The sequence below is a fragment of the Methylobacterium sp. EM32 genome (assembly GCF_040593685.1).
Classification (GTDB): domain Bacteria; phylum Pseudomonadota; class Alphaproteobacteria; order Rhizobiales; family Beijerinckiaceae; genus Methylobacterium.
The window spans coordinates 1-26,956 of record NZ_JBEXZS010000261.1 but is presented as its reverse complement, the minus strand read 5'-3'; the positions used below and the strand labels follow the sequence as shown (position 1 = coordinate 26,956).

Genomic DNA, 26,956 nt, shown 5'->3' with positions numbered 1-26,956 from the left:
CACGCTCGCGCACCTCAGGGGAAAAAGGGGTTGTTCGCTTCGTCATGGCTCCATCCTCTCAGAAGTTGGAGCCTCCGGGAAACCCGGGGCGGTTCACCGTTCGACTGGCACATGCAGATCGAAGCGCATCTGGCGACTCTTGATGTCGGATACACCATCCTGCGCCCGAGTTCGTTCGTCGACATTCTGGCTCGAGCAGGTGCCCCGGTTGCCGCTGGGACGTGGGGAGGAGCTGCGGGTCAGGGTCGCGTGAACCTCATCGACACGCGCGACATTGCCGAGGCTGCACGTTTCGCAATCCTAGATCAGGAGAACCTGAATTCCCAGCGAGCCTACCATCTCACTGGCCCGAAGGCCGTGACCATGCCGGAAGTTGCAGAGGAATTGTCGCGCCTGCTCGGGCATACAATTTCATACCAGCACCGCACCCCTGCCGAACACCGCGAGCTCCTCATCGGTTCAGGGCTCAACGAGATGGTTGCAGATCTACTACTCGGTCTCGACCGATTGTTTCAACAATCAGTTCTCTCAGAGACAACCTGCACATTGTCAGAATTGCTTGGGCGTCCGGCTCTGTCTGTTGCCGATTGGCTAGGAGCCAACATTCACCTGTTCAAGGCCAAGCTAGAGGCATAAATGGTATGATGGCAACCTGACTCGGCCGTCCATATCACCCTTTCGCAATACTAGACTGCGATTGAAAGCCGATGTGGTGGTTCCGTTACGGTGCTATTTGACAACCAGAGCCGTCACAAGCGTCCTACGGTTCTGACGATGGCAGGCACGGGTTGAGGAGCTGCTTTCGAACAGGGCAGTGTGAAAACGCGAGGGTGGCAGAAGTATCTTCTCGCGAACGCTCGGCGTAGGGCTTCTGTCGGGGCCCCAACGGCATCCAGACCATCGTTCAGGGTGCCCGGTCGACCACCGTGTAAAAAATTGTTCTGTAATTCTAGTGTGCACCTGCTTTTTTGCTCAGCATGCACCCCGAGCGGTCATTCCGTTGATCGGGGTTAGTTGTCCAGAATGACGATCGCTGCCAGAAAGCCCGAAGGGCCGTCAGCGCTGACGAGCTTGATGCTAGAGGATAGTGACGTGGTGAATGTCAAAAAATATATCTCGGCCTCGGCATTGAATGTCTGGAAAACCCTTACGAACGGTCGTTCCCTATAGCGGCCGAGAGGGGCCGCTTTGGGTCATCTTAACCATGGGAGCAAAACTCCTCGTTGATACGCCGCGGTCAATCCGACCGCGGCGCCCAACTCATATCTCGGTCTGCTCAGACGGGATCAGCGCGTCATCGACTTCGATGCCGGGGTAGCGCACCGTGCTCTCCAGCTTGGTGTGGCCAAGCAGCAGTTGGCAGGCACGGATGTTGCCAGTACGTTTGTAGACCAGTGCGACCTTCGTTCGCCGTAGGCTGTGCGTGCCGTAGGCTGCGGGGTCCAGGCCGATCAAGGCGACCCACTGGTCAACCAGTCGACCGTAGTGTCGCGTCGTGAGGTGCTGACCACGCCGAGAGCGGCTCGGGAACAGCCAGTCGCCCGCCCGTAAGCTGCGCGAAGCCAGCCAATCCACGAGCGCCTCGCGTGTCGGCTCGGTGATCTCGAAGGGCACCGGTCTTCCGGTCTTCTGCTGGCACACGGTCGCTCGAAGACGCACCGCATCGCCGAGGTGAACGTCGCTTACGCGCAGGCGAACGAGATCGCACCCACGCAGCTTGCTAACGACGGCAAGGTTGAAGAGGGCGAGGTCTCGCGTACGGTTGGCGAGCTGCAGGCGGGTTCGCAAGGCCCAGATGTGCTTGGGCTTCAGGGGTGGTTTCGGTCCGACAATACGGCCACGGTTCCAAGGAACACGCGTGGTAGACGGAATGGTTGAGGTTTCCTGCATGACAAGCTCCTGGGTTGAGGAGCAAGTCAGGAGACGTCTGCCGATGCCGCTGAGCCGAACTCTGATGGCGGTATGGTTCTGTGAAAGCCGACAAGAGAGCCATGGAAGCTGATCCGGCACCTTGGACCCGATAGTGCACCGATGAAGGCGACTGCACTCTTGCCGCCGTTGACCGACCGCCCAGGTCCCTCCCCTTCCGCTCCGCGGGTACGCCCGCAACTATGTGCGGGTACGTGACCATGCGTCGGCGTACTATAACCATGTATTCAACGGACATGCAGGCGGCTGCCGACTGAAATATTGACAGCGTCCGCAGCTAGTATGCCGCCTTTTCAGTATGCGCTACTTTTGAACCCTCAACAAATGCTGCCTGAAAGTTCGCTCGACGCTCGATATCAACCCTTCGAAGTTAGCGATAAACATGTCCTGCTGAACGAGAGCGAGAGAAGTCGCCGGCGCGCACCTCAGTCGGGAGAGCACCGCGGGACGCTCTCGCCAGATCGTATCAGCGACCGGCGATCAAGCCGCCGTCGACGTGCATGATCTCGCCGGTCGAGAAGGCGGCATCTTCGAGGTACAGCACGGCGCGGACGATGTCCTCGACCGTGCCCACGCGGTTCATCGGGTGGAAGGCCGCCAGGGCTTCGGAGTGTGCCGGGTTGCGCATCGGCGTCATGATCACACCGGGGACGACCGCGTCCACCCGGATGCCCTGCTTCGCGTATTCGATCGCGAGGGCGCGGGTGGCCGAGTTCAGGCCGCCCTTCGTCAGCATCGCGATGATAGCCGGGGCGCGCGAGCTGGCGAATTCGGCGGTCGAGGCCGTGATCTGGATGAGGTGACCGCTGCCCTGCTTGAGCATCACCGGAACGACCTGCTGCGTCGTGAAGAAAAATCCGTCGAGGTTGGTCCGCAGCTTCAGCCGGTAATCCTCCTCGGTATAGTCGGTGAAGGGCTTGCCGATGAAGATGCCGGCGTTGTTCACGAGCGTATCGATACGGCCGAACCTCTCGAGGGCTGCAGCGACGACGCGCTTCCCGGTGGCGGAATCGCCGATGTCGCCGGCGACCGTCACGACGTCCGGATCGACCGAGGGCTGGATCTTGCGCGAGGTGGCGACCACGCCGTAGCCGCGGGCACGTAAGCTTTGCACGATGCCTTCGCCGAGCCCCTGGGAGGCGCCGGTGACGATCGCGACCTTTCTGATATCCGACATTGCTGAACCTCTTCCTGTCTGTTCGATGGTCAGCCTGTACGGCGCTGTCGTGGGCGAAAAAATTCGCTATTTTCGATCAATGCTGATAAAAAACGCACAGAAATCGACTGGCAGGACGTGCGAATCTTTTTGGCCCTCGCGCGGCACGGCAGCTTGTCCGCCGCAGCCCGGAGGTCGTCCGTGAACCACGGAACGATCGCGCGGAGGCTCCGCTCCCTTGAGGAGAGCGTGGGCGAAAAGCTCGTCGAGCGGCGGGCCGATGGCTACGTCCTGACGCCGGCCGGAGCGCAGGCTCTCGCAGCCGCGAGCGACATGGAGCAAGCAGCCCAGATCCTAGGTCGTGGCCTGATGGGTGGAGCGCCCAGCGGCCTGGTCCGCATCAACGCGCCGCCGGCCTTGTCGACCGGCTTTCTCACGTCGCGCCTGGCGACGGTGGTCTCGCGGCATTCGAAGATCGACATCGAACTGGCGGCCAACCACCGCTCGGTCAGCTTGGAGCGGCATGAGGCGGACATCGCCATCCACTTCGGGAAGCCCGAAGATGGTGATGTCCTCGCACGACGGCTCGTGACCGTCGGGTACGGGTTCTATGGAACGGAGGACGCCTGCCGATCGGTCCAGGCGGGAGCGGATCCGGTCTTCATCGGTTTCGACGAAGCGGATGCCTATCTGCCCGAAGCGACCTGGATGGCGCGACACTTCCCGCACGGACGTCTCGCCTTTCGAGTGGCCGACCAATTCGCGCAATCGATGGCCGCGAGATCGGGCGCCGGACTGGCGCTCCTGCCGCATTACATCGGCCGCAGCGACCCGCTCCTGAGGATCTGCGATCTGGGACCGGTGCCCGCGAGCAAGGACATCTTTCTGCTGACCCGCAGGCGCGACCGGGACGACCGAGCGATTCGCGTCGTCGCGGATGGAATCCTTGCAATATTTGAACGAGAGTCCAATATATTTGAATATAATCCAGATAAAATCTTTCAATGACATCGGCGGATGAATACAAGTATAATCTTGGTGCAGGCGTATCGATCCGGCTCTCCAGGCACGTGCGGAGCAGCCGGATCGACCGATGTCGAAGGTGCGGGCTTACACCGGGTGCGAGCCCGCAAGCGCCGCCATCCCTTATGGCCGACCCGGCCGTGTCTCCGCTTCGACCGGCGGTTTCACGTCGTAGGAGATGCGTCCGGCAGGCAGGAAGAACAGGGCGATGAGCGCGCCGCCCTTGACCTCCGGGTAGTGATGGCTGCCCGGCCCCGGCGCCGTCCAGCCGGCGTGGCACCAGCCGCTCGGCCCGGCGAGCACGGCCGTCTCGTCGAGCGGCACCACCATGTTCAGCTCGCCGTAGGGATGGCCGTGGTAATCGCCGCGAAAGCTCGCCTGCGCATCGCCGGGCTCCTCGTCGTGGTCGTCGATGACCATTCGGCCGTCCTGGCTGTCCATGTAGACGGCGGTGATGCTGAAGTTCAGCGTCCGCTCGGTCGGGTCGCACAGCCGGCTGCGGCGGTAGCGCCGCCCCCCGACCTCGATGTTGGCCGCCCAGCCCTCCTCGACCCCCTGCTTGATGAGCCGAGACAGGTCCTCGTAGAGGGCGCTGCCGGGTCCGTAGGTCTCGTTGAGCCAGCGCTCCACCTCCGGGCCCGCGGTCATGTTCTTGACCTCGTCGAGGAAGGGGATGCTCCGCTCGATCAGCTGCTCGCGTCCGTCCATCTTACTCTCCCGTGTCACGCGCCGGGGGCGCCTCGAAACCGTGGAAGCTCGCGAAGGCCTCGACCGGCGCGCGATCCATCACGCCGCGGCGCGAAGCCGCCGCGGTGTCGCAGAACCCGAGCGACATGCCGCACACGACGATGTCCTCGGGGGCGATGGGAAGGTGACGGCGCAGCACGCTGTGGTACTTCGCCAGCGTCTCCTGCGGGCAGGTGTCGAGCCCGCGCACCTTGGCGGCCAGCATCACGTTCTGCAGGAACATGCCGAGATCGATCCAGCTGCCTGTCTCCAGGCGCCGGTCGATCGTCACGATCAGGCCGACCGACGCGCCGAAGAACTCATAGTTCCTGGCGGTCTGCGCCGCCCGTCCGGCTGCGTCGTCCTGGGCGATGCCGAGCGCGCCGTAGAACACCCGGCCGAATTCCTGCTTGCGATCCTGGTACCGGTCGGGAAGGTCCGGCGCGTAGTAGGTGTACTCCGAGGCGTGCTGCGCGGCCTCTCGCGCGTGCGTCGCCAGGATGTCGGCGCAGATCCGGGCCTTCGCGGCGCCGGCCAGGGCGTGGACCCGCCAGGGCTGGGTGTTGGCGCCGCTCGGCGCGTAGCGCGCGGCCTCTAGGATGGCGTGGACGGTGTCGTGGGGAACGGGCCGATCGGTGAAGAAGCGGTTGGCGTAGCGGTTCTTCATCACGCCGTCGAAAGCCTGGACGAGGTCGGGATCCGACATGCTCACCCCCGCTTGACCAAAGGGCAGTTGCCGGCCGAGAGCGGCCGGAACGCCTCCTCGCCCGGGATCGTCTCCAGGAGCTTGTAGTAGTCGAAGCGTCCCTTGCTCTCGGCCGGCGCCTTGACCTGCATCAGGTAGATGTCGCGCACGAGACGCCCGTCCTCGCGGATGCGGCCGTCGCGGGTCATGAAGTCGTTCACCGGCATCCGGCGCATCTGCGCCGCGACGGTAGGGCCGTCATCCGTGTTCGCGGCGGCCATCGCCTTGAGGTAGTGCGTGACCGCGCCGTAGGTGCCGGCATGGATCATCGTCGGCACCTTGTTGGTGCGCGCGACGAAAAGCTGCGACCAAGCCCGGGTCTCGTCGTCCAGGTCCCAGTAGAAGGCGGTGCTCAGGATCAACCCTTGCGCCGCGGCCAGGCCGAGGCCGTGGATGTCGGCGATGAAGACGAGCAGGCCGGCCAGGGTCTGGCCCGATTGCACGATCCCGAACTCGGCCGCCTGCTTGAGCGCCAGGATGAGGTCGCCGCCCGCATCGGCCAGCCCGACGACCTGCGCCCCCGACCCTTGCGCCTGCAGGAGGTAGGAGGAGAAGTCCTGGCTGCCGATCGGATGGCGCACCGAGCCGAGCACGCGACTGCCCGCCGCCTGGATCACCCGCCGGCTGTCCTCCTCGAGCTGCGTGCCGAGCGCGTAGTCGGCCGTGACGAAGTACCAGGATTTCCCGCCGCGTCGGGTGACCGCACGCGCGGTTCCTTGGGCAAGCGCATAGGTGTCGTAGGTCCAGTGGATGCCGGTGGGCGAGCAGGCCTCTCCGGTGAGCCGCGAGGTCGCCGCCCCCGAGGCCAGGAAGATCCGGCCGCGCTCGCGGGCGATGTCCTGCACCGCGAGTGCGATGGCGGAGTTCGGTACGTCGACGATGACCTTGACGTCGTCCGCATCGAGCCAGCGGCGCGCGAGGGCTGCGCCGACATCCGTCTTGTTCTGGTGGTCGGCGGCGACCACCTCGATCGGGCGCCCGAGGACACGACCACCGAAATCCTCGACCGCCATGCGCGCGGCGACGACCGAGCCGCTGCCGCCGTTGTCCGCGTAGAGCGACGAGAGGTCGGTGAGGACACCGATCTTCACCGGTGGCCCGCCCTGCGCGGCGGCCGGGGAGAGGGCGAGCCAGAGGCCCGTTAGGGCCAGCGATCCCCCCTTGAGGAGGCGTCGGGCATGGGCGAGCGCAACCGGCATGGCACGTTCCCTTCGAGGATGAGGAACGATGCCCGGCTGGGTGACTCTTGCGGAAGTGCAAGTTCGCCAATCTCATTATGACTGGCATTCATCGCGCGGAACGAGGGGGCGGTCATGGCGAGGAATGCCGGGGCGCGGGCGAGCATCCTGAACCGGCTCGACCTGAACCTGATCCGGCTCTTCGACGCGGTGATGCGCGAGCGTCACGTCGCGCGGGCCGGCCAGTCCCTGGGCTTGAGCCAGTCGGCGGTGAGCCACGGCCTGCGTCGCCTGCGGACGCTGATCGGCGACGACCTCTTCGTGCGGACGGTGCGGGGCATGGAGCCGACCCCGCGGGCACTGGCCATCGCCGTACAGGTACGCGACGCACTCACGGCGATCGAGGGTGCGATCGGCCCGCAATGCTTCGACCCGATGAGTTCGACGCGGCAGTTCCGGCTCGCCGCGACCGATCACGTCACGGCCGTCGTCGCCCCTTCCCTGGTCGGGATCGTCGAGACGAAGGCGCCGCTGGCGTCCATCCTGATCCGGCCCGCGACGCGGATCGATCTGACCATGCAGGTCGATCTCGGCCAGATCGACATCGCCGTCGGCCTGTTCTCGCAGATCCCGCACCGCCTCCACGCCCGGACCCTGTTCGAGGACCGCGACGTCCTCGTCACCGCACCCGATCATCCGGACGTGGGAGGCGCGATTGACATCCGCACGCTGGCCCGCGATCCGCTGGTGGTCGTCACCGTCGGCGGGAGCGAGGACGGCGTGCCGGACGGACACCTCTCGGAGCGCGGCCTGACGCGGCAGACCGAGATGTTCGATCGCGATGCCCTCAACCAGGCGTTCAAGTCGGCGGGCCTGGTGCCTCGCCTCTCTGTCCTCCAGCCGCATTTCCTGGCGGTGCCGAGCCTCATCGCGCAGTCGCGCCGCGTGGCGATCGTCCCGGCCTCGCTGGCGCGAGCCTTCGAGGCAGCCGGCGTGGCGCGCGCATCCACGCCACCCTGGAACCCGCGTCCGATGACCGTGCAGATGGTCTGGCACGAACGGTGGACCCAGGATCCGGCCCATAGCTGGCTTCGCGAGGTCCTGTTCCGCGCCAGTCGAGGCGTTGCCGACATCGTCGGGGATGACTGACGCTCATCGCGGAAGTCTTCTGCTCGGCGATGATGCGACGCCGAGGTCGCCGCGACGGGCTGGCTCGCTCCTGCCTGCGCCGGGCGTACGCGGAGCGACAGAGGCGGTCTCCGGATGCTGACGTTCGGCGAGTGGATCAGGCGTGTCCCCCCGCATCCGCAACCCGGCACACGAGTGACGTTGGGGTCAGCGGGAAGCGCGGATGACGCTGCACGCCTGGATGACGTCCTCTTCGAAGACCGGCGTGCGGCGATATACCGAGACGACCGCCTCGCGTCCGGTGTCGGAATACTCGCCATAGGCCAAGCCGAGCGAGCCCGGATGAACCCCCTGCATGTCGCGCACCTGTTCCGGGTCGAGGCGGGGCTCACGCTTGGCGTTTACGTGGAGACCGTCCGGATCGAGCTGAGCTTCCGGTCCGCACCAGCCGCGATGCTAGATCGATCAGATCCTCTCGCGGCATCGGTGCCCCCTCCCCTCTCGCCCCCGCCGGTCCGGGCCAACGCCAGACGGCATTCAGCCGCTTACGTACCCGGCACGACCGACACTTAGGACCCTGATCCGCTATCGCGCTTCGGACATTCGCTTCAGGAACTCCTGAGGGTCGATCGCGAGGTTAGCGTCGAGAATATCCAGGATACCTGCGTCGAGCGGCTCCTGGCCGCAGCCCACGCCCACGATGCAAGATATCCTCTCGGACTCGCGTCTCGCGCGGAAGCGCGATGTCGTGCCCTCGCCGGCGGAAACGCCAAGACCGTCAAGCGCCTCGCCCGCCTCGGCACAGGCAGGAGCACCCTGCAGCCGCTCGGTGCCGACCTCGACTGCCCTACCTGGCGGCGTGAGCGAAGATCGTCACATCCCCCCTCCCCCTCCGGTACCCGCTCTGGCGAAGATCGGCTGCGGTCTGCTCGACTTGCTGCTGGTAGCGATCGACACCCACGGCAGGCGCCAGTGCCACGGCATGATGGTGAGTCCGGGTTCAGCGTTCACTCCCCGCTGGCCGCCCGGAGAGCGCGAAGGTTCACGGGTGAGTGCCCAGCGGCATCGCCGCCCCGTGCGGCCGTGTCGGCGTCTGGGTCATAACGGTGGACTGCCTGCGTGAGAAACCGCAGCGCACCTTGACGCTGGCGAGTGCCGTCCGAATCTATGTCTGCACAGGTGTAAGGGCCAGGTGCTACCCCGATTGGCAAACAAGGTTCGGGGCGACGAGAATTCGTCGACTCAACGAAATCAATGACTTCGCCCCCTTACCAGCTGGTATTCCCCTCCGGGCATCCACCGTCCGATCCTATGGACCGACTGGCCGCACCGGTGACGACCGCAGCAAGCCCGATCTGAGTGTCTCTCACAAAACTCCCGGTCACCGTCGCGGCTGTCTGTGGCAGCAACAGCGCGGCGGGAGTTTTGTGAGGTGCGCTAAGCTCGACTTTGGCCATTTTTGGCGATGTGTCGGGAGCGGTCTGGATGGGGTGACGAAGCGGACGTGACGGGTAGGCTGGCGCTGTTTCGACCAAGAGACACCGCCATGCCCGGCCTGCCCGCCCGCTTCGCCGGGCTCATCCTGGCCTTTGCGCCGCTCTTCGTCCACCGCTCCTGGTGCCACGCCCGGATCCTGCTTGTCGGCGCCATTCTGGCCCCAGGTCGGCGTACGGTCGCCAGCCTGCTGCGCATCATGGGCCGCGCTAACGAGCGCCGCTTCGTCAACTTCCATCGCGTCCTCAACCGCGCTGCATGGTCGCCTCGAGCCGGCGCCCGCATCCTGCTTGGGCACTTGGTCGCGGCATTCGCGCCGCGCGGACCCGTGGTACTGGGCCTCGACGACACGATCGAGCGGCGCTGGGGCAAGTGCATCGGAGCCCGCGGCATCTACCGCGATCCGGTGCGCTCCTCCGACAGCCACTTCGTCAAGACAAGCGGCCTTCGTTGGCTCAGCCTGATGCTGCTGGCGCCCATCCCCTGGGCAGGACGGGTCTGGGCGCTACCGTTCCTCACCGCCCTCGTCCCCTCCGAGCGCGCCTGCCGCGAGCAGGGCCGCCGGCACAAGCCCCTGCTCGCGGTCGGGCGCCAACTCGTCCTCCAGACCCGCCGCTGGCTGCCGGGGCGCGACCTCGTGCTGGTGGCCGACAGCGGCTTTGCGGCGCTCGCCTTCCTCGACGCTCTGAGCTGCGGCGGCGTGAGCGTCATCACCCGCTTGCGCCTTGAACGCGGCACTCTACGATCCGGCCCCGCCCCGCCGGCCCGGCACGATTGGGCGTCCCCGCACCAAAGGAGCGCGGCGCCCGACCCTGGCGCAGGTCCTCATGGCCGAGGAGACCGACTGGCATCGGCGCACGGTGCCGGGCTGGTACGGGGTCGGCGAGCGCGTGCTCGAGGTCGCCTCCGCGACGGCGGTGTGGCGCCATGCCGGCCTGCCGGTGGTGCCGATCCACTGGGTCCTGGTGCGCGATCCCGACGACCGCTTCGCGCCTCAGGCGCTGCTGTGCACCGACCTCTCCCGCGATCCCGAGCAGATCCTAACCTGGTTCGTACGACGCTGGAGCGTCGAGGTGACGTTCCAGGAGACCCGCACCCACCTCGGCGTCGAGACCCAGCGCCAGTGGTCGGACAAGGCCATCGCCCGCACCACGCCCTGCCTGCTCGCCTTGTTCTCGATCGTCACCCTGCTGGCCGCGCGGCTGCCAGCGCGCGAGCGCCGCGAGAAGGCGCTGGCAGCCTGGTACCCAATAGCGCAACCCACCTTCTCGGATGCGCTAGCCGGCGTGCGCCGCGCGCTCTGGCGCGAGCGGGCTTTGGCAACATCCCGGCGCCGACGCCACCGAACAAAACCTCGCTTCGCTCTACCCCCGCCCTGGGCCTACGCCCTCTGCAACGCGGCATGAATGGCCAAAGTCGAGCTGAGGATGAGACCGAGAGGCTAGATGTTTCGAACCGGGAGGTCGGGTCGTTGGCCTCCGTTGCCGGTGCTGTCGATTGCGATCAACGGTTTCGTTTGCGGTTCGAGCTTTGAGGCAACCTTCCTCTCCACACCGGATGCCCCTTCATAACCAAAAGACTCTGCACCTGAATTCTGTATGTGCCGCTCATCCTGATCGGCACTACCGCTTGATTCCACCAATTCTTGATGCGCGAACAACAGCTTGCCCACATCGCTCACCAAACCCGCGAGCACGTCGCCGACGGCGGTCAGATCGGCCCGAAACGGGGAGCGGGGCAGGGCGCAGATTGCGGCGCTGTAACGGGCTCTGACCGATGGGCCTGCCCCAACAGCATACCCGGCCTCTTCGAGGGCCACGATGAGCTTCACGCAATCCCGCCGAAGCAGCGTGACCCGCTCGCGGGCGATGCGACAGGCGAGGGCATCGGCCCGTACGACTTCTTCGAGGCTCGCGAACTCCGCTGCGCGGGCGACGAGCGGGGACAGATCGAAGCCGTGGGCTTGCGTGATCGTCCCAGCCGGGCCGCGGCGGCACTAGCGCTTACCGTTCGGGCTATCCCAGCGGATGATGATGCCGGCGTCGACTAGGCGGCGAGATGTCGACGGATGGTTGCCTCTCCTATCCCTCTGGTTCGGACGACGAGGGAACGGTTGGAGGGAGATACGACGAGAGCCGGCCTGTCTCCCATCTGCAGCGCTCTCTCGGGCAGGAAGGTCGCGACCGCGTCGAGGACAACCAGGTTGGGCGCGGAGAGGTCGAGTTGAGCACGGGCCTCGGTGATGTCGCGGAGCACGGCCCATTTCTCGACCTTGGTTTCGCGCAGGCAGCCGTTCGCCTTCGCGTGCGCCTTCATTTGCGCAACCGTCAACGGTCGCCGCCGAAGGGCGTCGTGATGTGGAGCATGCGGTGGTCGAGCACCGGGCAAAGATAGAGCGTTCGCCGCCACGAATAATTCGCGGATGGCGCTGTTCAGCCTTGCGATGTGCCGGGAGAAGTGATTCTCTGAATTTGCGAGAGACAGAGAGGGACTTCCGGACTTCGGTTCGGTGGGCCCTTTCTTTTGCGGTGTCCTCGTCTCCTTTTAGTTCGGGGTGGCGGAGTTGGTTACGCTTTGCTCGCCCGGTAGGCGGCAAGGATCTCGGGCAGCCGCTCGGCCAGATAGTCGCCGAAGCCGGGCTCGCTCTTCTCGTCGGTCGTCACGCGCACGCCCGACGTGCTGCGCTCGACACGAGCGAATTTCAGGCCTTTGGCATCCTTCAACGTCTCGGCCCTCGGCCTTGTCGCCGCCTTAGGTGCCACGGTGAGACCGGCCAGCACCACGGCGAAGCGCTCGTTCGACGTCTTGCCGGACAGGTCCGGGGAGGCGAGGGCGGCATCGATCTGCTCGGGCGTAGCGGATTTGATCCGGTCGGCCAGGGTGAGCCAGTTCGGCCGGCCAATCTTGGGCGCCGGCCCGATCGTCGCGAGCACCGAAGCGGGAATCGCTTCGGCGACGGTCAGCAGGCTTGAGAGATGGGTCGCCTGCATGCCCATCGCCTTCGCGATGACGTCTCGCGTGACACCCGCCTGCACCATGTTCCGGGCGAAGTGGGCCCGCTCGATATAGCTCAGATCGGCCCGCGCGAGGTTCTCCGACCCCTGGGCGATGACGAGCTCGGTGTCGCTCAGCGGGCGCACGAGGGCGCGCAGCGGGCGCCCGAGTATCCGCGCCGCCCGGTGCCGGCGGCGACCATAGGCGATCTCGTAGCGGCCCGGCTCGCCGGGCTTCGGGCGCACGAGGGCAGGGCTGCGCTGGCCCTCTTCGCGAATCCGCTCGACGAAAGCGTCGAACGCTGCGTCGGTCGTATCGGGAACCCGATCCGCGATCGCGGAGGGGTCGCAGAGCGCCGGATCGAGCTCGACCACGCTGCCGTCGCGCTCAGCATCGGCGGCAGCCCGCGCCTGTTCCTGAGCCTGCCACGCAGCGCCGAACGAGCGGGCGGCGCCGGTGCGGCGAGGGGAGGGGGGATTACCAGTTGGTAAGGGGGGTGAAGTCGTTGATTCCGTTGACGATGCAGGAACTTTCACGAGTTCCGATGCGGGTCGGGCCATCAGATGGCGGATGCTCTTGCTCATGCCCGCCCCCACGCATTGCGGATCAGCGTTTCGATCTCCCGATTGACGTCGTCGAATGCATCGAGCGCCCGTCGATAGGTGGCACGGCTCACCTCGTCGCTGCGGTCCTTTCCGAGGGGCGTCTCGTAGATCGTCTGACCGACGAGCCCCGATGTCGACACCGCCGGCGTCTGGAGCATCGCCTTGGGCAGCACGTAGCTCCCGAACAGATCCTGGAGCATTCCGACGACCGAGGTCTGCGGCACGCTCTGCGGATCGTATCGGGTGATGAGGTAGCGGAACCAGTCCTGGGCCGGGGGCGGAGCGCCCTCCTCCTGAACTGTCTCCATCAGATCGCTCATCATCGTGAGGAACTGGCGCATGGACGCCAGGTCGATCATCTGCGGATGAACGGTGATCAGGGTCGCCGTGGCGGCGCAGAGGGCCGAGATCGCGAAATAGCCGAGCCGCGGCGGGCAATCGATCACCACCACGTCGTAATCCGCGGCAACGCTCTCGATCGCGACGGGAAGCCGGGCGAAGAAGGGAGGGCCACCCGACTTGCGTCGCTCGGGGCTCGACATGAGCGGCGCGTAGAACTCGAACTCCTCCAGCTCGAGATTCGCCGCGGCAACGTCGAGCCCGGTGAAGTAGGTCTTGCGGATCACCTCACGCATCGGGCGCTGGCCCTCGCCGTAGCGGACGGCGTCGTAGATCGTCGGTCCGCTCTCATCCGGACGGACGCCGAGCAACGTGGACAGGCTGGCCTGCGGATCCGCGTCGATCGCGAGCACACGGTAACCATGAAGAGCCAGGTAATGCGCCAGCCCGGCCGTATGCGTCGTCTTGGCCGAGCCGCCCTTGAAATTCGTCAGAGCGATGACCTGAAGGTGCTCGCCCTTCTCGGGGTCGCGATGGGGAATGTAGCCCCGTCCGAGCCTGTCGATCTCGTGCAGGTGTCGACGGACCGCGTGGATTTCGGCGAGTGTGAAATAGCGACGTCCCGCCGGCCCGATCTCCAGATCTGGCGTGATCCGGTCGAAGGGGAGTTGGCGAAGACGCACCTCGGTGATGCCGAGGAGACGAGCCGTCTCACCCGCCGAGAACCGCCGCAGGGTCTTTTCGGCCGTTGGGGGATAGAAACCAACCGCGAGATCTTGCAGCTTGCCACCCAGGAGCCGAGCGTGGCTCGCCGCGATCTGATTGGACTGCGCTTCGGCGCCATCCACGAGGATGTGCTGGTTCATGACCCTTCTCGCTAGCGGTTAATCGGCAGATCACGCCATACCACCGCTAGCGGCGAGATGAGACCGATTCGGGACAAGAGTCGAGTCCCATGCAAGCCTCACACAAGCTTCTCGGCAGACCCAGGCGTGGAGGAACCAAAGGCAGGTCGAAACAATCGCGCGCGCAGACTGTGAGTCGTGACCAGGTCAGATAGGGCTGACTTGGCAGTGGGGGAGGGCGGACGCGACAGCGTCGGTCCGAGCTGTCCCCTGCGATCCCGGTCGTTGCTCGGTAGTGTGCGGTGATCCTGGGATTGCCCCGTTTTCTGTGGTTCTTGCTCACTTTGCGTGGATGGTGGTGGATCGCCTCGGGCCGATGATGGTCTGATCCGCCCTCCCCATCGTGGGAGGCATGAACATTCCCTTCGCCATCCCCGAGTGCCGCGTTGCGCATCTCGTCGAACGACACGACGATCACCTCGTCGTCCCGGTGCGACTGGACGCAGCCACAGGCTGCTGCCCAGCGTGCGGGCATGCGAGCCGGTCCGTCCATAGCCGCTACCACCGCCATCCCTCCGATCTGCCGCTGTCAACATCGCAGACCAGGCTCCGCATCGAGGTGCGGCGGTTCTACTGCCTCAACCCGACCTGCCGACGCCGCACCTTCGCGGAGACGCCTTACGGACCTCCTCGCACCGCACGCCCGGCGTACGCGGCGGCTTGGCGAGGCGCAGGCCAGGTTCGGCCTCGCCTGCGGCGGTGCAGGCGGCGCGCGTCTTCTCGCGCACCTCCACATGCCGGCAAGCCGCGCGACCGTGCTGCGGCTCGTCACCCGCATGCCGATGCCCGACACGCCGGCTCCTATCCGGGTCGGCATCGACGATTGGGCGATCCGGAAGGGCAGCCGTTACGGCACGATCGTCGTCGACCTCGACCGTCACCGCGTCATCGATCTCCTCCCGGATCGCACGGCACCCACGGTGGCCGGCTGGCTCGAACGGCACTCCGGCGTCGAACTCGTCGCCCGGGATCGCTCGACCGAGTACGCCCGAGGCGCAAGCCTCGGCGCTCCCCAGGCGCAACAGGTCGCCGATCGCTGGCACCTGCTCACCAACATGCGGCAGGCCGTCGAACGCTGGCTCCACGGTGCCCATGCCCGGTTGCGCAGCCTGCCGCTCCTCCCTGGCTCGACCGCTCGTCCCGCCCGGCGCAACCGCGCCTTTGTCCGCTCTAGGACGGAGTTGGAAGCGGGGGCACAGAGCCGGATGCGATGGCAGGTTGTCTACGACGAGGTCCGCCGTCGGCACGCCGGCGGGGAGCCCCTGCTCGCGATCGCCCGTGCCCTGGGGCTGGCTCGTGCGACGGTACGCAAGTATGCCAGCGCCGAAGCGTTCCCGGCGCGGTTGCCTCACGGTGCCGGGCCGAGCCTGCTTGATCCGCACGTCGCATACTTGGCGGGACGGATCGACGAGGGCTGCGAGAACGCGATGGCCCCGTGGCGTGAGATCCGGGAACGGGGCTACCCGGGGACGAACCGGCAGGTGCATCCTTTCGTCGCCGAGCGCCGAACGAGGCCGGTCCGATCAGGCCGCAAGGCCCGCAGTGCCAAGGCTTCCGCTTCGGAGCCGCCTGGATCGGAAGCCCTGTTGCCGCCAGCACGGCAGCTGGCGTGGCTGCTCGTGCAGCCGACCTCGGTGTTGGATGAGAGCGAAGCGGCTGTGGTGAGCCGCGTCGAGCAGGACGACACCGCGCGGGCCGTCACGGAACTGGCCCGCCGCTTCACCGCACTCGTGCGCGCCGCCGGGAAGGGCAAGCCCTTGGCCGATGATCAGGACGCCGCTGCAGACATCGAGGCTTGGATCACGAAGGCCCGGACCTGTGAGGCTTCTGCGGTTGCGATGTTCGCCTCAGGATTAGAGGCGGACATCGCGGCCGTTCGGGCTGCTCTGGAGGAGCCCTGGAGTAGCGGCCAGGCTGAAGGCCAGGTCAACCGTCTCAAGCTCATCAAGCGCCAGTGCTACGGACGGGCAGGCTTCGATCTTCTGAAGCGCCGCATGGTTCTGGCCGCCTGATCCACGCAAAGTGAGCAAGAACCACAGAAACGGGGCAATCTCAATCCCCACCTGTTTGGGCAGGGCGGTGTCGTCGATCACCAGGAGCGCATCGGGTCCGCCTAGCATCTGGTCCGCTTGGCGGGCCAGTTCGGTCCAGAGCGGAGCATCGTCCCAGGCCGTGCAGGCGATGAAGTGTTGGAGTTGGTCATGCCCGGGGAGCCCCAGGCGCTCGGCGATCGGCTGCAGGCTCTTGCGATCACCCGGCTTGAGCAGGCCGCGCAGGTAGAGCGGCGCCCAGTGCCGCGGCGTCTTGCGGCCCATCGCGGTCAGGAACGGCGCCAGCCACGCGTCCAGGTCTACTGCGTCGACACGATCCTCGCTCATGGCCGCCTCCTGCTGATCCAGCTAGCAGGGCAACGCACAAAACCACCTCAAAGTGCCCAGGCAGTGCTAGACAGAACCGGGTCGCGATACCTCATCCCGAATGAACGAGCAGCGTCAAGTATAGTCTTAGCATGCAAATCTGATCTGAGTCGAAATTTGAGAAAATATATCTCTTCTTATTCAATCAATCGCGACTAATATCTGGTTCAGGTACATCCGGGGGTACCGCAGAGTGAGTTGGCGGCGTTCACCGGCGACGGCATAAGCGCACCTCCGCGCAGCAGGGCTAGAGCCGAGCGTGCTTCCTCGTTCTCCGGCTTCAGGCGCAACACCTCCTCGTAGTCCCGCATCGCCGCCTGGGTGTTGCCCAGAGCCACGTAGGCCTTCGCCCGATTGAGGAAGGTATTGAAGAAGTTCGGTCGCATCGTGAGGGCCCGGTTGAAGTCGACGATCGCGGCGCTCGGATTCTGCAGGCCCGCATAGGCCACACCTCGGTTGTGGAAGGCGTAAGGGTATCGATCGTCGGCGCGAATCGCGGCGTCGCAGTCGCGCACAGCTTCCGCGAAGGCGGTGCGGTCGATGTGAGCCCAGCAGCGCCCGTCGAGGGCGATCGCCCGCTGACGCGCCGTGCGGGCTTCGGCGAGCAGGCGGCTGCAGCCACCGACTCGCGCGTCCGGGATCCCGGTCCGGCAATCCTGGGCAGCGTCCGCCCGGGCGCCGACGGTTGCGGCGAGGATTGAGCAGGCCGCGAGGCCGACGATCATCAGAGGCGAGGCTCCGCGCATCGTTCGTTCCTCCAGCGCCTCAGCCGCAGCGATTGGCAAAGATGTCACGGTTGGGCAGCTGCATTGAGTTCATCATGCGCAGCAGCTCGGCCCGGTACAGCTCGCCGTACTCGGCGGGGAAGCGTCCCCCGACATTGGTGATCGTGCTGCGGTCGTCGCGCCGTACCGAGGCGAAATCGTAGAAGCTGCGGTCGTCGAAATTGCCCTGCGCGATCGCCGTGCCGCGTCCCTCGAGGACGAAGCCGGTGCGCAGGGGCGCCGAGGTCACCTCCTGCGCCCGGGTGACTTGGCCGCGGCGGGGCCGGATCTGCTCGGTGATGAACTGCTGGGCGCTGCCGCAGCGCTGGTTGGGGCTGACCTGGACGTACATCATCACCTGTTGGCCGTGCTGGCGCGAGTACCAGATCGTCGTGTAGCTCTCCTTCTGCGGGTCGTACTGGTCGTTCATCAGCGGCGAGACCTCAAGGAGCGCGGTCGAGTAGTTCAGCGTCCAGCCCGCGTTGCTACCGATGGTGGTGCGCTGCTGGGCGGCCTGCTGGCGCCGCTCCTCGTCGCGCCGGCGCTGCTCCTCCTGGACGCGCCGCGCCTCGGCCATCTGCCGCTCGAGTTCCTCCTGGCGCCGCCGCGCCTCGTCCTGGCGGCTCCGCTCCTCGTCCTGGCGGCGGCGCGCCTCGTCCTCCTGGCGCCGGCGCGCCTCGTCCTGCCGCTCGCGGGCGCGGCCGCAATCGAGTCCGAACGTGTCGACCAGGGGACGGAAGCGGCCGGCCGGGTAGGCGGCGGCGTAGGCCGCGATCGCAGCGCCGTCCTCGCAGGAGGCGGTGGCGCGCTGGTAGGCGCGCTGCTCGCGGCCCGCCTGGAGCCGGTCCTCGAAGGTGCGGGCGTAGGGGTAAGTCGCCACCATCGCCTCGCAGGCGCGCAAGGCCGGGTCGAGGTTCTGGCCGCGCAGCGAGGTCGGCTCGGCGTTCGGGTCGATGCGGTTGCAGTCGGTGCGCAGGCCGGAGAAGAAGCCCTGTGGCAGGAAGGCGAACGAGGTCGAGAGCGTGCCGCTCGCCCGCGGCTCGAGGTCGCTGTCGGCGAGCCCCCGGCGCAAGGTGGCGTAGGATTGCAGGAAGGTCTCGCCCTCCTGCGCCATCGCAGCGAGCATCGGCTCGCGCAGGGAGGCGCGCCCGGCGAGCGGGGTACCGGATCCTCCCCGCCGCGCCGCCCGCTCGGCCCCGATAAGGCTGGCGCCCGACGGGCCCGCCGCCGCGTCGAGGTCGCAGCGCCCGCCGGGCGCCGGCTGGCACTCGTCGACCACCGCCACGAGGTCGCGCGGGCGCCGCCGCGCGATGCGGCGCAGGAGGTCGCTCAGACGCAGACCCTCGGCCTCCAGCATCTCCGGACGCTGAGCGGCGTCGGCGGGCGCGTCCGCCGGCACGAGGTAGAGGTCGTCGGCCCCGCCGAGGCTCGGACCCAGCACGAACACCGCCACCTGCGCCTCCTCCGGCAGGCGGCCGGCGGCGTCGCGCAGGGCGCGGTCGAGGAGCGGGCGGTCGGCGGCGCCGATCGTCCAAACCTCGAAGCCGAGATCGCGCAGGCGCTTGCGGTAGGCCTCCTCGTCCGCATGGGCGAGGGCGGTCCGGGCCCCGGATGCGGCCGGCTGGGACACGATCAGCAGGGCGACGCGCGGAACGGTCACGGCGCTGCTGCGCACGGCCTGTTGCTGGAGCGCGAGCCCGGGCGCCGCCGCCTCGGCCCCGGCGACGGGCAGGAGGGACGGGACGAGCCCGCAGAGGACGAGGGCGAGCGCGGTGGCAAGCTGCCGGACCCGGAGGGCCGGTGGCAGCGGGTGCAGGGGGGCGGCGTGCATCGGGAAGCCGATCGGAAGAAGGGGAGCGCGGCGCGCCACGAGAGGCATCATGGGCGGCAGAACGCCCGCAGGCGGTCGTCGCGGCCGGCATGGGCCTCGCACAGCCCGCGCAGGGCGTCGGTGTGGCGGGGCGAGCGGCTGCGCCACAGGGCGTAATAGTAGGCCGCCCGCGCGGTGTCGGGCCGGGCCGCGTCGCGATAGGGACCGTCGGTGGTGCCGGGATCGTAGAAGCGCCCGAGCTGCCAGGCCGCGTCGGCGCTGGCGGCCGGGTCGGCCTCCTCGAAGGCCCGGAAGGCGGCGGCGCCCTGCCGGGAGGCGAGGGCGGTCTCGCCCAAAGCCACGAAGGCGGCCGGCGCCGCCCGCTCCTCGATCAGGCGGGCATGGCGCTGGCGCAGATCGGCGGCGGAGAGGCGCGGCGCTTCCGGAGCGGGAGCGGCGGTGATCGCGGGCGGCGCAGCCGTCTCCGGGACGCGGGGGCCGAGCCAGGTCGACAGCTCGTCCCGGGTAGCGTAGGCCCCGCCGATCGCCGCGAGGACGACCAGCGGCAGCGCGATCATCGGCCAGATCCGACGGCGCGGCTGGGCCACGGACAAGCCATCGGGAGGGGTGCGAGGCTCGCGGGGCGGGGTAGGCTCTGGCTCAGGCCCAGGTTCCGGCTGCGTCGGCTCCCCAATCGAGAGAGGACCAGGATCCGCCACCTCGACCGTGATCGGATCCGGCTTCAGGGTGGGCGGGGCGGCGAGGATGCCCCCGCCGGTGGGCGCAGGCGTGATGAATGGCCAGGAGACGATGCCGAACGAGGTGCCGTCCTGTGCCACGATCTCGATCGGGACCAGTTCCTCGATGCGGCCGACGACGTTCGGTCCGAAGCGCGCGACCGCACCCCCGTCGCGCTCGGTGACCGAGAGCGGCGCGAGCCAGGCGACCTCCGGCTGCCAGCCCTCCGCGCCGAGGTGGCGCGGCTCGACGTCCTGGCGGCGGAACGAGAGCAGCGGCGTGCGCAAGGGGCGCCCGAGTTCGATCAGCGCGTAGCCGCCGTCCTCAGTCTCGTCCTCGGTGATGCGGATCGTCATGCGCGTGGGTTGCCGTGAGTCGGGGAGTGGGAGTGCAGGCCTTCGCGGGCTACCAAGCCCGCCAGGATCGCCCCGATGCGGGCGTTCTGGGCGAGGTCGACGGTGACGCCCGACGCGCTCATCGCGTTGTCCTCGACGACGCGGTAGAAGCCGTGGAACCAGTCGGTCGCGTAGGTATGGGCGAAGCTCGCCGGGTCCCGGGCGATCGCCCGGGCGTCGTAGGCGACCGGGCGGGGCGCGAAGGCGGTCCGCGTGCCGGCCTCGTCCTCGATCGCCGGGCGCTCGCCGGCCGGCGGCACCAAGTCGAAGCCAAGATCGCCGGAGAGCCGGTTGAGGCGGGTGGCGGCGATCAGCGCCAGCTTGATCGAGGATTGCTCCGCCCGCTCCACCGTCGCCAGCGCCCTGAGATCGGCCGCGATGGCCCCCTCGGAATCGGCGCGGCGGGCGAGCGTGACAAGTTCGCCGACCAAGACCTCCATCGCGCTCGCCGGCACGGCGAAGCGGCGCATGAAAGCCTCGGCCTCGATCGTCCGGCGCAGATGCCCGGTCCAGGCGGCGATCGCCGCCCGCGCCAGGGACCGCTCCCGGTCAATGGCGGGGGCCGGGGGTGCGGCGCGTGCCGGCACCGCCCCCGGCCGGGTGATCGCGCCGGGGCGGGCGATGCGCGGGGCGGCGACCGGTGCGGCCGCCTCGGGCGCCAGCGCATCCGCCCCCTGCAGGGCGTCGGTGAGGGTGGCGACGTCGATGGTGAGCGCCCGCAGGAGCGAGCCGAACCGGCCCGCCGCCACCACGCCATCGAGGGCATCGAAGACCTGGCCCGCCGCCTCGCGTCGCTCGGCCAGCCGCGCCTCGACGTCGAGGGCGACGTGCAAGCGGGCGAGCCGCTCGCGCAGTTCGGCCCGCAGCGCCTCGAGCCGCGAGGCGATCTGCTGCGCCTTGAGCGCCGGCCGGCAGACCCGCGACAGGTTCTCGACGAGGTAGCCGACGCCGCCGTCGTTGAGGCGAAGCGCCTCGTCGAAGGCCCGGACCGGATCGGCGAAATGGTCGCTCGCCTCCGGCAGGGCGGCGAAGCCGTCGCGCAACTCGGCGATGCGGGCCTGCTTCTCGGGCAGGAACGCGACCTCGCGCCGCCCGTCGTAGCGGATCACCGATTCAGCCGGGTAGTTCGGGTTGCGGAACCAGTAGGCGTTGCGGAACGGCGCACCCGGCGTCCATTGCCGGGGCCAGGCATGGGCCTTGCCGAAGAAGCCGGTGAGCGAGGCCTCGATCCGGTTACGGAAGCGCAGGCCCGCCTCCTGGCCGGCATCGCCGGCCTTGTCGACGAAGTGGCTGTCGAACCAGGTCAGGACCAGGAACAGCAGGTTCGGGAGCTCGGCCCGCGCCTCCGGGGTCGGCCCGTGGGTGAGCGCGATCCAGCGCTCGACGAGGTCGGGCAGGGTCACGACCTCCTGGTTGGAGGGCCGCACGCAGAGCAGCATCGCGGTCAATTCCTGCTCGGCGACGTAGCGGTCGAACAGGTAGGCGACCTTGCCGCGCAGGAAGGTCTCCTTCAGCGCGTCGGGCTGGCCTGCGAGGAACTGCGCGAGGTCGACCTTCTGGCGGCTGCGCGCCCCGGGAAAGTCGAGGAGGTCGGCCTCGTGCAGGAACGGGCGCGGTGCGTCGGCGATGGCGATGGTCAGTTCAGCGGTGATCGCCGCCACGACCGCCCGGGGCAGGGCGACGCCTGTGCCATGGGCCCCCTGCACGGTGAGCGCGTCGCCGGAACCGGTGCCGAGGCCCGCGAGCGTCGCGACGTCGAGGATGCTGCCCTCGCGGGGCACCAGGGCGGTGAGCGGCGCGAAGATCTCCTCCGGATGGCCGAGGCGTTCGAGCGCCTCCGTGAGCCGGCGGTAGAGGTCGGTGAAGGCGGTGTGGCTGCCCCAGAGCGGGGCAAAGAGCCGGGCGCGGCCGGCGATGTCGAGCCCGCCGGCGAGGGTGCGCGCCTCGTCCCAGTAGCGGCCGAGATCGTCGAGGGCGCGGGTGCCGCGGGCCTGGTCGCGGGCGTAGTCGCGGAGGTCGTCGATCTCGACGTCGGTCAGGCGCGACGCGCCCGGGCGGGCCTGCGCCTTGAGGCTCTCGGTGAGCGCGGCGAGATCGTCGGGGCGCGGGGCCGCCTCCTTGGTCGCGTCGCCGTCGTGCAGATAGGTGTTGCACAGGACCTTGACGAGATCGACCTCGCTCAGGACCCGCAGGCGGACCGGCGCCCCGGGCGGGGTGTTCCCGCCACGGGTCCCCGCCGTGAAGCGCGTGACGAGCCCGGTCGCCTCCTTCTCGCCGATCGGGTTGATCTCGGCCAGGAAATCCACCGGCGCATGCCCGTCGAAGCGGGCACGCAACGCCCCGTCCTCGGGCCGGGCCAGCACCTCGACGAGGTAGGACTTGCCGGCCTGGCTTGGCCCGAACACCCCGGCGCACATCGGCCGAGCGGCGGCTTTGCCGAGGCGGCCGGCCCGGTGGGCGGCGCGGCGGACGTACCGGACGAGGTCGGCGCGCTCGCGCCCGACCGTGGCGGCGTTGGCCTCGTCGCAGAGCCAGCGTTCGGCCTCGGCGGCGAGTCCCGCCGTGTTGCGGCAGGCCTCCGTCAGAGCGCTGGTGCCGAGGGTTGCGCTCGATGATGTCTCGCTTGCCATGGTCACGCTCAATCCAGGGCCAGGATACCGGTATCGAGCCAGTATCCCTGCTCGGACGCCAGGGTATCGAGCACCAGCTCGACCCTGCGCCGCACGTCGATCCCGTCCGCGTCGTGGGCGGCCGTGATCTCGAACTCTTCCTTCATCGACTCGGAGCGCATCAGGGCGTCGGGCCCCTCGTCGTCGGGGCGGCCGTCGCCGCTGCGCTCCAGGGTGATCTCGAGGGGCAGGCGCAGGCCGGTCACCTCCTGGCCGGCCGCCATCCGCAGCCGGTAGAGCGGCGTGGCGATCCAGCGCTCGACCGGCAATTGCCGATAGCCGAGGCGCATCGGCGCGTAGTAGCGCAGGCTCGCGCGCATCACCGGCCCCTCGCGCCGGGCCGATGCCGGGGCGTCGAGGTCAACGTCGCGGAACGCGAGGCCGGCGTCGCGCAGCTGCCCGCTCAGCTCCAATTCGCCGATGTAGCGGGCGGTCGAGCGCAGGCCGAGGCGGCGGGTGAACAGGGTGAAGTTGGTGAGCTGCCCTTCCGCCAGGGCGCACAGCATCCCGCCCACCGCGGTCGTGGTCTTCGGGTCGCCGATGCGCCGGTTGTCGCGCTCGCGGAACGGGTACCAGGTGCCGGCCTGGTACTGGTGCAGCGGCACGATCCGGTCGGGCGAGACCGCCAGCTTGTCGACCAGCAGGTCGACGAAGGCCTGGAGCCGCGACGGCCGGCCGGAGAGCAGCACCACGTCGACGTCGAGGGCGTGGACCGCCTCGCACAGGTTGTCGAGGACGAGATCGAGGGTCGACACCACGCAGGAAGCGACGATGTCGGCCCGGCTCTCGAACACGCACCCGGCGAGAGAAAACTCCGCCGCGCCGCCCGCGCGCGCCGGGCGTTCGAGGAAGTCGAGCAGGCGCTGCTGCGGAAGGGCGCGGCGCAAAGCCCGGCCGCGCTCGGGGAAGAACTCGGCGAAGGGGCGCGCCACCGTCTCGTCGCCGGCCTCGACGTCGCCGAGGATGCGCAGTCCGATCGGCTCTAGCACCCGCGAGACGAACTGGCGCCGCAGGTGCTTCTCCTGCTCGGCCATGTTGGCCCGGTCGCCGCCGAAGCGCTCGAGCAGCAGGGCGTGCGGATCCGGGTGACCGGCCGCCCGCAGGGCCGCCTCGATCGTCGGCAGGACCAGGCGCTCGATCACCCGCTTGAGGATGTCGTCGCCGGCGATCCGGAAGCCCTCGCGGAAATTCTGCACCGGTTTGATCGCCCGGTTGCCCTCCGCGTAGTAGGTCGTGACCATCAGGTCGGTGGTGCCGCCGCCGACATCGATGCTGGCGATGCGCAAGGAGGGCTCCGGCCGCGCCGCCGGGTCCGGCAGGGCGTCGGGCTCCGCGAAGGGCCGCGGCCGTCCGGCGAGGCGCAGGAACCCGTCCACCGCGCCGCCGAGCTTCTGGGTGATCTCGCCGTAGAGGTAGACGAACTGGACGCAGCTCGCCTCGTCCCAGGAGACGTGGACCTCGGGCTGGGTGAGCCCCGGCGGCGGATTGTCGGCCCAACCCATCAACTGCCAGATCAGCGTCACTGCCCCTTCCGCCCGGGAGCGCAGCAGGCGCTGCTCCTGCACCGGCATGGCGGGAGGCAGGGTCAGGATGATGCGGCGCAGCTTGCGCGGCGCGTCCTTGGTGCGGCGGCGCTCGCGCACCCCGGCATTGTTGATCGTCGAGAGTGCGTGGCAGACCACCTCGGCGACCATGAAGGTGAAGAACGACGAGCGCGAGAAGGTGAGCCGCGAGGCGCCGACCCGGTCGTCGGACTGGACCCGGATGCCGTAGCGCCGCTTGTCGGCGTCGAGCTGGGCAATCACGTCGCCGCGCCGGTTGACGAATTGCCGGATCGTCCGGTCGATCAGCGGGCTCGTCCCGTCGGCTCCGTAGTCGCGGTCGGGGAAGCGCCATTCCTGGTTCACCGGGCGCACGTCGCAGAGGTAGCGCTTGGGGCTCGACAGGCCGCCCACCGCCTCGGTGCCTTCGGCGAATTCCCGGAACCGGCCCGCCTCGGGCCCGACCCGCACCGGGCTCGGCCAGAAGAAGGCCCGCGGCCGGGCCGAGAGCCGCGAGAGGTGGTCGCGCCCGAACCGGGCATGGGACAGCTCGACGTGGCTCTCGAACGGCTCGGTATAGACCTGCTCCGGCTCGGACAGGTCGCGCAATTGCAGCACGAAGGAGTTGTTCAGGTCGACCCGGTCCTCGTTCGGGTGCGACTCGATCAGGATGCCGCAGGTACGGCTGTTGCCGATGTCGAGGATGAGGTCGACCGTGACCGGGCGAATCGCCGGCTGGGCCGTCACCGTGTCGGTGAGGCGGATCGCCCGCGGGCGCACCGCCCGCTGGAGATATTCGAGGAAGACGAGGTAGCGGGCGTAGTGCTCGAGGGCGTTGGGGAAGTCGGTGTCGCGCAGCGGCCGGTCGGGGCGCTGCGCCGCCTTGAACTCGCGGAACTGCTCGTTGAGCCAGGACGGCACCCAGTCCTGGAAGCCCGCGAGCCGGCGCGCCTCCTCGTCCTCGCCGGCAGCGCCGAGGAACCAGCCGATGTCGCGGAAGCGGTGGGCGAAGCGGAACTCGTGCTCGTTCGCCGCATCCTCCAGACAGGGCGCGGTGTAGGGCCGGTTCGGGCGGCGCTCCATGAGCTCGGTGTCGAAGGCGAAGACGATCCGGTGGCTGATCGGGCTGTCGGGCGCCCGGTCGGCGACCTCGACGATCCGCACCCGCGCCCAGTTGGTCGGCCCGAGATCAAGCTCCTCGCCGCCCTCGATGCCGGCCTTGACCCGCAGCATCGGCACCGGGGTCCATTTCTCCAGGAACATCTCGAGGGCGGCGCGCTCGCCGATCGCGTATTCCCGGTCCTCTCCTTGCGCGCTCTCGATCTCGTCGCCGCCCGGATCGTCCTCGTTCCAGGTCGGCAGCAGGCGGTAGGTCCGGCGCCCGTCCGGCCGGGGCGCGTCCGCGACCGCGCGCTCGACGAAGCGGCGGGAGAGGCGGCCGACCGCATCGATGTGGAAGGCGTATTCCACGAACTGCACGCCGCTATGGGGGACGAGCCGGATCGTGGGGCCGAAGGAGATGGGATCGACGAACATCGGGCGTGCGGGACTGTCTCGTGAGCGGGCGGGGGAGCGTCAGGGAGCGGCTGCGCTCGGGGACGGGGGGGCGGCGGGTGACGGCATCGGCATCTCGAAGGTCAGCACGCCCTGGCCGATGCGCTCGGCGGAGATGCGGCCGGCGCGCTGCTCGATCACCTGGCCCTGGCGCGACAGCACGACCTGGAACGGCACCTCGGGCCGCGCCTCGCCGTGGCGGGAATAGAGGCTGACCTCGACGCCGTAGCGACCCGCGGGGGCGGGCACGTCGTCCCAGATCACGTGCTCGACCGGTCGGCTGGCAGGGCTTCCGCCGCCCTGGTTCTGGTCGGCGACGAGCCGGCCGCCGCAGCCCGCGCGGCGGTCGAACCAGATCCGCGAGCGGTCGGGGCAGACCACCTGGAGGTCGAGGTCGGCCGGCCCCTCCCAGGCCAGGGTCAGCTCGACGTTGCGGCCGCGCTCGATGCCGGTCAGGCGTCGCTCGACCTCCGCCGGGATCGCCGGCGCCGGCTCGATCGCGGCCCGGCGCGGCGGCGGAACCGGGCAGACGGCGTCGCAGGTCAGCGCGCGGCGGGTCAGCGCCAGCTCGGCGGCCCGCACCGCGTCGTCGGTGGCACGGATCGCCGCCAGGACGGCGGTACCGTCCGGGTCGAGGGCCAGCGACGGGGCGGGGCAATGGTCGGGCAGGACCCGGCGGATCCAGTCCGGCCAGCCCTCGCTCCCGAGGGCGCAGGCCTGGAGCAGCCGGTTGCCGAGGATGCCGCAGAGCAGGACGAAGACGAGCCACAGCACGGGCGCGAGCCAGGTCCGGCGCCGGACCGGTCCGTCCGGCAAGGGCGGCGGCATCGGCCCGGGGGCGGGGGC

Annotated in this window: 17 protein-coding genes and 6 pseudogenes; 6 read left to right on the top strand and 17 right to left on the bottom strand. The window is 68.6% G+C overall.

All coding sequences use genetic code 11. The features are described 5' to 3' along the window. Positions 1-636, top strand: a pseudogene (locus ABZT49_RS32155) (hypothetical protein); the annotation flags it as partial. 624 nt (positions 637-1,260) lie between these two features. Here ABZT49_RS32155 and ABZT49_RS32150 read toward each other — a convergent pair. Further along, complete coding sequence (locus tag ABZT49_RS32150) at positions 1,261-1,890, bottom strand: tyrosine-type recombinase/integrase (protein WP_355292408.1); 630 nt, start codon at positions 1,888-1,890, stop codon at positions 1,261-1,263. Between the two features lie 505 nt (positions 1,891-2,395). Beyond that, positions 2,396-3,106 (bottom strand): SDR family oxidoreductase, encoded by a 711-nt coding sequence (locus ABZT49_RS32145; protein ID WP_355292406.1) that lies wholly within the window; start codon positions 3,104-3,106, stop codon positions 2,396-2,398. A 117-nt stretch (positions 3,107-3,223) separates the two neighbouring features. On the opposite strand from ABZT49_RS32145, the gene ABZT49_RS32140 reads away from it, so the two are divergent. Then, positions 3,224-4,093, top strand: coding sequence for a LysR family transcriptional regulator (locus tag ABZT49_RS32140; protein ID WP_355292404.1), 870 nt, complete (start codon positions 3,224-3,226; stop codon positions 4,091-4,093). Between the two features lie 138 nt (positions 4,094-4,231). On the opposite strand, the gene ABZT49_RS32135 is transcribed toward ABZT49_RS32140, so the two are convergent. Genes ABZT49_RS32135 through ABZT49_RS32125 form a run of 3 tightly spaced genes read right to left on the bottom strand, consistent with a single transcriptional unit; the run spans position 4,232 to position 6,778 of the window. Then, the gene (locus ABZT49_RS32135) at positions 4,232-4,816 is read right to left on the bottom strand and encodes a DUF4863 family protein (RefSeq protein ID WP_355292402.1); all 585 of its coding nucleotides are present in this window, start codon (positions 4,814-4,816) and stop codon (positions 4,232-4,234) included. Between the two features lies 1 nt (position 4,817). After that, entirely contained in the window at positions 4,818-5,540 is a 723-nt protein-coding gene (locus ABZT49_RS32130) for a nitroreductase (protein WP_355292401.1), read from the bottom strand. 2 nt (positions 5,541-5,542) lie between these two features. Beyond that, the gene (locus ABZT49_RS32125) at positions 5,543-6,778 is read right to left on the bottom strand and encodes an ABC transporter substrate-binding protein (RefSeq protein ID WP_355292399.1); all 1,236 of its coding nucleotides are present in this window, start codon (positions 6,776-6,778) and stop codon (positions 5,543-5,545) included. Positions 6,779-6,892: 114 nt separating this feature from the next. Here ABZT49_RS32125 and ABZT49_RS32120 point away from each other — a divergent pair, with 114 nt between their 5' ends. After that, a complete protein-coding gene (locus ABZT49_RS32120) occupies positions 6,893-7,906 on the top strand; it encodes a LysR substrate-binding domain-containing protein (protein ID WP_355292397.1) in 1,014 nt (337 codons plus the stop codon). A 186-nt stretch (positions 7,907-8,092) separates the two neighbouring features. Here ABZT49_RS32120 and ABZT49_RS32115 read toward each other — a convergent pair whose 3' ends face one another. Further along, on the bottom strand, positions 8,093-8,242 hold the full coding sequence (locus ABZT49_RS32115) for a hypothetical protein (protein WP_355292395.1): 150 nt from the start codon (positions 8,240-8,242) through the stop codon (positions 8,093-8,095). 1,108 nt (positions 8,243-9,350) lie between these two features. On the opposite strand from ABZT49_RS32115, the pseudogene ABZT49_RS32110 reads away from it, so the two are divergent. Together ABZT49_RS32110 and ABZT49_RS32105 are read left to right on the top strand one after the other, a co-directional pair. Beyond that, a pseudogene (locus ABZT49_RS32110) lies at positions 9,351-10,115 on the top strand (transposase); the annotation flags it as partial. A gap of 91 nt (positions 10,116-10,206) precedes the next feature. Further along, complete coding sequence (locus tag ABZT49_RS32105; RefSeq protein ID WP_355292393.1) at positions 10,207-10,785, top strand: hypothetical protein; 579 nt, start codon at positions 10,207-10,209, stop codon at positions 10,783-10,785. Between the two features lie 35 nt (positions 10,786-10,820). Here ABZT49_RS32105 and ABZT49_RS32100 read toward each other — a convergent pair. The 4 genes and pseudogenes from ABZT49_RS32100 to repA form a co-directional block, all read right to left on the bottom strand. Further along, positions 10,821-11,360 (bottom strand): annotated as a pseudogene (locus tag ABZT49_RS32100) (helix-turn-helix domain-containing protein); the annotation flags it as partial. A 65-nt stretch (positions 11,361-11,425) separates the two neighbouring features. Continuing rightward, a complete protein-coding gene (locus ABZT49_RS32095) occupies positions 11,426-11,788 on the bottom strand; it encodes a helix-turn-helix domain-containing protein (protein WP_355292391.1) in 363 nt (120 codons plus the stop codon). Between the two features lie 158 nt (positions 11,789-11,946). After that, the gene (gene repB, locus ABZT49_RS32090) at positions 11,947-12,957 is read right to left on the bottom strand and encodes a plasmid partitioning protein RepB (protein ID WP_355292389.1); all 1,011 of its coding nucleotides are present in this window, start codon (positions 12,955-12,957) and stop codon (positions 11,947-11,949) included. After that, positions 12,954-14,183, bottom strand: coding sequence for a plasmid partitioning protein RepA (repA, locus tag ABZT49_RS32085; RefSeq protein WP_355292387.1), 1,230 nt, complete (start codon positions 14,181-14,183; stop codon positions 12,954-12,956). The genes repB and repA overlap by 4 nt, the downstream gene beginning before the upstream one ends. 391 nt (positions 14,184-14,574) lie before the next feature. Here repA and ABZT49_RS32080 point away from each other — a divergent pair. Further along, positions 14,575-16,234, top strand: a pseudogene (locus ABZT49_RS32080) (ISL3 family transposase). Here ABZT49_RS32080 and ABZT49_RS32075 read toward each other — a convergent pair. From ABZT49_RS32075 to ABZT49_RS32045, 7 genes and pseudogenes are all read right to left on the bottom strand, one after another. Beyond that, positions 16,160-16,600, bottom strand: a pseudogene (locus tag ABZT49_RS32075) (transposase); the annotation flags it as partial. The pseudogenes ABZT49_RS32080 and ABZT49_RS32075 overlap by 75 nt on opposite strands. Positions 16,601-16,806: 206 nt before the next feature. Beyond that, a complete protein-coding gene (locus ABZT49_RS32070; protein WP_355292385.1) occupies positions 16,807-17,364 on the bottom strand; it encodes a tetratricopeptide repeat protein in 558 nt (185 codons plus the stop codon). Positions 17,365-17,404: 40 nt separating this feature from the next. Continuing rightward, positions 17,405-19,234 (bottom strand): hypothetical protein, encoded by a 1,830-nt coding sequence (locus ABZT49_RS32065; protein WP_355292383.1) that lies wholly within the window; start codon positions 19,232-19,234, stop codon positions 17,405-17,407. A gap of 47 nt (positions 19,235-19,281) precedes the next feature. Beyond that, entirely contained in the window at positions 19,282-20,307 is a 1,026-nt protein-coding gene (locus ABZT49_RS32060) for a hypothetical protein (RefSeq protein ID WP_355292382.1), read from the bottom strand. Continuing rightward, on the bottom strand, positions 20,304-22,976 hold the full coding sequence (locus ABZT49_RS32055; RefSeq protein ID WP_355292410.1) for a virulence factor SrfC family protein: 2,673 nt from the start codon (positions 22,974-22,976) through the stop codon (positions 20,304-20,306). Before ABZT49_RS32055 ends, ABZT49_RS32060 begins: the two co-directional genes overlap by 4 nt. An 8-nt stretch (positions 22,977-22,984) precedes the next feature. Beyond that, a complete protein-coding gene (locus ABZT49_RS32050) occupies positions 22,985-26,092 on the bottom strand; it encodes a virulence factor SrfB (RefSeq protein ID WP_355292380.1) in 3,108 nt (1,035 codons plus the stop codon). 39 nt (positions 26,093-26,131) lie between these two features. Continuing rightward, a pseudogene (locus tag ABZT49_RS32045) lies at positions 26,132-26,956 on the bottom strand (hypothetical protein); the annotation flags it as partial.